The organism is Microbacterium sp., from assembly GCF_051953575.1.
Classification (GTDB): domain Bacteria; phylum Actinomycetota; class Actinomycetes; order Actinomycetales; family Microbacteriaceae; genus Microbacterium.
This window is the reverse complement of sequence record NZ_JBQCIP010000231.1, coordinates 1-5,086: the sequence shown is the minus strand read 5'-3', so window position 1 is coordinate 5,086 and position 5,086 is coordinate 1. Positions and strand designations below refer to the sequence as shown.

Here is a 5,086-nt window from a genome sequence, read left to right as displayed (position 1 = left end):
GCCGAGTAGGGGATCGTCGTCGCCTGCGGCGAGATCATGCTGCAGCCGGTGGTCGTGAGCACGAGCGCGGCCCCGACGGCCAGCGACGCGATGAGGCGGCGGTTCACAGATCCTCCCAGGACGTTTCGGTACCCCGCCAGTCTAGGGGTTCGCGCCCGCCCGCGCGGAGCATCGGGTGCCCCGTGGAGCCCGGGTGCCGGCCTGAGGGCGGAGAACCTTAGCGTATTTCTCCTGTGGTATCCTCGAGGTTGCCGAAAGGACATAACTCCATGCTTTTTGAGGTTGGCGAGACGGTCGTCTACCCCCACCACGGGGCGGCAACGATCATCGAGGTCAAAGACCGGATCATCAAGGGCGAGACGAAGAAGTACCTGAAGCTCAACGTCACGCAGGGTGATCTCATCATCGAAGTACCCGCAGAGAACGTCGACCTTGTCGGGGTTCGCGACGTCATCGGCAAGGAAGGCCTTGACAGGGTCTTCGAGGTGCTGCGCGCGCCCTTCACGGAAGAGCCCACGAACTGGTCACGCCGGTACAAGGCCAACCTGGAGAAGCTCGCCTCCGGTGACGTCATCAAGGTCAGCGAGGTCGTGCGCGACCTCTGGCGCCGCGACCAGGATCGCGGCCTGTCGGCAGGTGAGAAGCGGATGCTGGCCAAGGCCAAGCAGATCCTGATCTCCGAGCTGGCGCTCGCAGAGAAGACCGACGAGGAGCAGGCCAGCGTGATCCTCGACGAGGTCCTCGCAAGCTGAGACTTCTGAAACGGCGCCCCCGGCAGGGGGCGCCGTTTCACTGTGTCCGGACGCCGGTGGCGGACCCCTCTCGCGGTAGCGTGAACGGGTGAGCATCCTCCCCGTTCCGCGTGTCGGCATCGTCGTCGTGGCCGCTGGTTCCGGCACCCGCCTCGGCGCGGGAGGGCCCAAGGCATTCGTCGGCATCGACGGGCACAGCATCCTGCGCCATGCACTCGACGGCATCTTCTCGGCGCCGGCCGCGCAGGTCGTCATCGTCGCGCCGGCGGGGCGCGAGGGCGACGCCCGGACCGAGGCGCTGGCGGCCGCAGGGGGCCGCTCCGACCTCGTGACGGTCGTCACCGGGGCAGGCACGCGCCAGGAATCCGTGGCGGCTGGCCTCGCCGCGCTGTGGGGCGATGTCGAGGTGGTGCTGGTCCACGACGCCGCCCGCGCGCTCACGCCTCCCGAGGTCTTCTCCCGCGTGATCGCGGCGGTCGACGCAGGTGCTGCGGGGGCCATCCCCGTGCTGCCGGTCGTCGACACCATCAAGCGGGTGGCGGGCGACGAGATCGTCGGCCTCGTCGACCGTTCCGAACTCGCCGCGGCGCAGACGCCGCAGGGCTTCCGGCGAGACGTGCTCGACGCGGCATACGCGGCCGCGACCGACGACTTCACCGACGATGCGGCGCTCGTGGCGCAGGCCGGGCATGCGGTGTCGGCCGTGCCGGGGCATCCGCTCGCCTTCAAGATCACCACCGCCGCCGATCTCGACCGCGCACGCCACCTCGTGGCGGCCGTGCCCGTCGAGGTGCCGGCGCCGCGCGTCGGCGTCGGCACCGACGTCCACGCGTTCGGCGGCGACGGCACGCTGTGGCTCGCGGGACTCGAGTGGCCGGGCGAGCAGGCGCTGTCGGGGCATTCCGACGGGGATGCCGTCGCCCACGCGATCGTCGACGCCCTGCTCGCGGCGGCAGGGCTGGGAGACATCGGCACGCACTTCGGCACCGATCAGCCCGAGTACGCGGGGGCGCACGCCGCGGCCTTCCTCGGCCGCACGGCCGCCCTGCTGCGCGAGGCGGGGTGGCGCGTCGGCAACGTGTCGGTGCAGGTGCAGGCGAACCGTCCGCGGTTCGCCGCCCGGCGGGAGGAGGCTGAGCGGACGCTGTCGGCCGCCCTCGGCGGCGCGCCGGTCTCGGTGTCGGCGACGACGACGGACGGGCTGGGGTTCACCGGCCGGGGCGACGGCGTCTCGGCGTATGCGGTGGCGCTCGTCGTCCGCAGCTGACGCTCAGAGCGCGAGGGTCATGAACACCGAGTGCGGGTCGGGCAGATAGCTGCCGAAGGGACCGCAGTCGACGAAGCCGGCGCTCGCGTAGAGCCGGTGGGCGGCGGCGAAGTCCCCGGTCGTCCCGGTCTCGAGCCACAGGCTCGTCATGCCCCGCTCCCGCGCGGCGCGGACGATGTGCTCGAGGATCGCACGGCCCACCCCGGCGCCGCGGAAGCCGTCCGCCACCCGCATGGACTTGATCTCGCCGCGTTCGGCGTCGAGTTCGCGCAGGGCGCCGATGCCGGCGATGCGGCCGTCCACCCACGCGGACCACACCGTGATCGACGGCTGCCGGAGGGCGTCGACGCCGAGCGCGTGGACGCTCTCGGGCGGCGCGGTGGTCGAGAGGGCGCTCAGGTGGAACCCGATCAGGTCGCGGGTCGCGTCGTCGGTGAGGTCGTCGGGGCGGATCTCGATGGTGCTCTGCATGTCGCGCCTCAGTGTGCCACGCGCACGTTGCACCGGTGTTTCGCGCGCGGCGCTCTCACGCCTCGACGGCGAACGGCTCCGGATCGCGAGGGGCCCGTGATCCCCACGCGAGGAGGGCGAGGCCGGCGGCCAGTACGACCAGCCCGACGATCGCGAGCGCCGACAGCCGCTCGCCCAGGACCGCGATGCCCAGGATGCTGGCGGTCAGCGGCTCGCCGAGGGTGAGGGTCGCTGCCGTGGCCGCCGTCAGGCCGCTGAGACCCCACGTGAACATCACATAGGCGATCGAGATGGTGCCGAGGCCCAGCCACAGCGCCATCGTCAGGCCTCCGGCCGTGCCGAGCCACGCGAGATCGACGAACGGGACGGCGAAGGCGCACAGCACGGCCGCGCTCGCTCCCATCGCTCCGACGACGGTGAACGGGTCCCACCCGTCGTCGAGCAGGCGGCGCTGCGCGTTCGCGATGACGGCGAACGACGCGCCCGCGCCGATCGACCCCAGAAGCCCCAGTGGATCGGTGCCCCCGGCCGCCCCCGCCTCGCCGCCGAAGCCGAGCAGCACGACGCCGACGGTGGCGAGCGCCGTCGCGCCCATCCACGTCGGGCTCGGCATCCGCCGCGTCAGCGCCCACTCCAGCAGCCCCGCGAGGATCGGGGCCGAGCCGAGGGCGACGACCGTGCCGACCGCGACGCCGTTCCGGGCCGTGCCGAGGAAGAACAGCGGCTGGTACAGCGCCAGGCAGGCGCCGGTCAGCACCATGAGCAGCAGCGGACGAGCCGTCAGCCGCGGTCGCGCGGCGCCGGGGTTGCGGCGCGAGTGACGCGCGGCCAGGAGGAAGGCGAAGACCGCCAGCCCCGTGCCGCCGATCACCATCCTCATGACGCCGATCGACAGCGGAGTGGTGCCCTCCGGTCCGAGCGCCTGCGAGGTGCCGGTGGTGCCGAACAGCAGCGCGGCGGCGAGGACGGCGAGGACGTGCAGCACGGTCACGTTTCTACCAGGCAGACGGCGGTCATGACCCGCGGGTTCCCAGGGGCGCGCCGGTAGGCTGGTGCAGTGACGGTTCAGCTCTATGACACCAAGGCGCAGGCCCTGCGCGACTTCGTGCCGCTCGACCCCGGGAACGTCACGATCTACGTGTGCGGACCGACCGTCCAGTCCGGTCCTCACATCGGGCATCTGCGCGGCGCCCTGAGCTTCGACATCCTGCGGCGTTGGCTCGCGCACCGCTACGGCCGGGTCACCTTCGTGCGCAACGTCACCGACATCGACGACAAGGTGCTCGCGAACGCCACCGACGGCGAGCCGTGGTGGGCGCTCGCGTACCGCATGGAGCAGGAGTTCACCCGGGCCTACACGGCGATCGGCATCCTCGCGCCGACGTACGAGCCGCGGGCGACGGCATCCGTCCCGCAGATGCAGGAGCTGATCCAGCGCCTCATCGACGCCGGGCACGCATACCCTGCCGCCGGGGACTCGGATGCCGCGGGCGACGTGTACTTCGACGTGCGCTCCTGGCCCGCCTACGGGTCGCTCACCAACCAGTCGCTCGACGCGATGGAGCCCGCCGCCGATGCCGATCCGCGTGGCAAGCGCGACCCCCGCGACTTCGCCCTGTGGAAGGGCGGCAAGTCCGACGAGCCCGAGTCGGCCAGCTGGGACTCTCCGTGGGGCGCCGGCCGGCCGGGCTGGCACATCGAGTGCTCCGCGATGTCGCGCCGGTACCTCGGCGCCGAGTTCGACATCCACGGCGGCGGTCTCGACCTGCGCTTCCCGCACCACGAGAACGAGCTCGCCCAGTCCACCGCGGCCGGCGACGGCTTCGCGCGGTACTGGGTCCACAACGGCCTCGTCACCGTCGCCGGGCAGAAGATGTCGAAGTCGCTCTTCAACTTCATCCTCGCCGAGGACGTGCTGCGCGAGCGTGACCCGCTCGTCGTCCGCTACGCGCTCGCCGCCGCCCACTACCGCTCGAGCCTCGACATCACCGCGTCGACCTTCGACGAGGCCGCGGCTGCGATCGACCGCATCCGCACCTTCCTCGAGCGCGCGGTGCGGACGCTGCGCGACGACGCCGACGACGTGATCCTGGTCCCCACGCCTTCTCCACCCGCCGCTGGCGCGTCGGGCGGAGCCTCCGGGCGCGTGGGCCCAGCCGTCGTCCCGGCCCGCTTCGCGGCCGCGCTCGACGACGACCTCGGTGTGCCGCAGGCGCTCGCGGTGCTGCACGAGACGGTGCGCGACGGCAACACGGCGCTGGACGCCGGCGACCGCGATGCGGCGCTGCGGGCTTTCGCGGACGTCGCGCTGATGACAGGCATCCTCGGGATCGACCCGCTCGACCCGCAGTGGCGCACGGCGGACGCGTCGGCCGCGGCATCCGCGCTCGACACGCTCGTGAAGACGATGATCGCCCAGCGCGCCGATGCGCGCGCGGCGAAGGACTGGGCGGCGGCCGACCGCATCCGCGACGCGATCGCGGCGGCCGGCATCGCCCTCGAAGATTCAGCAGACGGAACACACTGGAGTTACAGCGATGGCTAAGCCAGCACGCCCCGGCGCGGGCAACAGCAAGAAGAAGGGCGCCCAGAAGGG

The 5,086-nt window shown here is 72.1% G+C and carries 5 protein-coding genes; 3 read left to right on the top strand and 2 right to left on the bottom strand.

All coding sequences use genetic code 11. The features are described 5' to 3' along the window. Window positions 1-269 precede the first annotated feature (269 nt). Window positions 270-752 (top strand): CarD family transcriptional regulator, encoded by a 483-nt coding sequence (locus ACTHNQ_RS14050; protein ID WP_018172589.1) that lies wholly within the window; start codon window positions 270-272, stop codon window positions 750-752. A gap of 88 nt (window positions 753-840) precedes the next feature. Then, window positions 841-2,019 (top strand): 2-C-methyl-D-erythritol 4-phosphate cytidylyltransferase, encoded by a 1,179-nt coding sequence (gene ispD, locus ACTHNQ_RS14045; protein WP_440334306.1) that lies wholly within the window; start codon window positions 841-843, stop codon window positions 2,017-2,019. Window positions 2,020-2,022: 3 nt separating this feature from the next. Here ispD and ACTHNQ_RS14040 read toward each other — a convergent pair whose 3' ends face one another. After that, complete coding sequence (locus tag ACTHNQ_RS14040) at window positions 2,023-2,490, bottom strand: GNAT family N-acetyltransferase (protein WP_440334304.1); 468 nt, start codon at window positions 2,488-2,490, stop codon at window positions 2,023-2,025. Between the two features lie 55 nt (window positions 2,491-2,545). Next, the gene (locus ACTHNQ_RS14035) at window positions 2,546-3,475 is read right to left on the bottom strand and encodes a DMT family transporter (protein WP_440334302.1); all 930 of its coding nucleotides are present in this window, start codon (window positions 3,473-3,475) and stop codon (window positions 2,546-2,548) included. Between the two features lie 72 nt (window positions 3,476-3,547). On the opposite strand from ACTHNQ_RS14035, the gene cysS reads away from it, so the two are divergent. After that, window positions 3,548-5,035 carry a cysteine--tRNA ligase gene (gene cysS / locus ACTHNQ_RS14030; RefSeq protein WP_440334300.1) on the top strand — a complete coding sequence of 496 codons (1,488 nt, stop codon included), beginning with the start codon at window positions 3,548-3,550 and terminating at the stop codon, window positions 5,033-5,035. Window positions 5,036-5,086: the final 51 nt, after the last annotated feature.